This is a genomic window from Streptomyces sp. CA2R106 (genome assembly GCF_037034245.1).
Taxonomy (GTDB): domain Bacteria; phylum Actinomycetota; class Actinomycetes; order Streptomycetales; family Streptomycetaceae; genus Actinacidiphila.
Map to the genome: position 1 here is coordinate 1 of NZ_JBAGKC010000142.1, position 852 is coordinate 852.

The following is an 852-nucleotide window of genomic DNA, read 5'->3' on the forward strand; positions in this document are numbered from 1 at the left end:
CGCCAGCGCCTCACGCGGGCTGATCCCGAAGAACCCCGCGTCGAAGTCACCCGCGCCGTCGAGGAACCCGCCGCCGCGTGTGTACACGGTGCCGGCCTGCTCCGGGTCGGGGTCGTAGAGCCGCTCCAGGTCCCAGCCGCGGTCGCCCGGCAGCTCGGAGATCACGTCCCGGCCGGCGGCGACCAGGTCCCACAGGCCCTCGGGGGAGTTCGCGCCGCCCGGGTAGCGGCAGCTCATGCCGACGATCGCCAGCGGCTCGTCCGCCTCCACCCGCCGCCTGACCGGTGTCCGGGTGGCCGGCGCCTTTCCGGTGCCCGCGCCCTGGACCTGCGTCACCAGGAACCTGGCGACCGCGATCGGCCTCGGGTGGTCGAAGATCAGGGTGGCCGGCAGCTTGAGGCCGGTCGCCTGGGCGAGCCGGTTGCGCAGTTCGACGGCGGACAGCGAGTCGAAGCCGAGTTCCTTGAACGCCCGGCCCGGGTCCACCGCGGCGGCCGACGCGTGCCCGAGCACGGTGGCGACCTGCGCGGTCACCAGGTCCAGGGCGACGCGTTCCCACTGCTCCCGGTCCACGCCGGCGAGCCGTGTCGCGAGCGAACCGCCCGCCCCCGTCCGGTCCTTGCGGCCGGGGGTGCGGACGAGTCCGGCCAGCAGCGGCACCGCGGTGCCCGCCCGCGCCTGCTCCCGCAGCGCCGCCAGGTCCAGCCGCACCGGCGCGACCAGCGCCGCGTCCACCTTCTGGGCCGCGTCCAGCAGTTCGAGCCCCAACTCCGACGGCAGCGGCTGCACACCCATCCGGTTCAGCCGCGTCAACTGTCCGGCGTCCAGTTCCCCGGTCATCCCGGTCTCGGT

General features: G+C 75.2%; 1 protein-coding gene. It reads right to left on the reverse strand.

The annotated features are described in order from the left end of the window. The coding region (locus tag WA788_RS35415) for an acyl carrier protein (protein ID WP_335984595.1) at positions 1–840 on the reverse strand (840 nt) is incomplete at its 3' end. Positions 841–852: the final 12 nt, after the last annotated feature.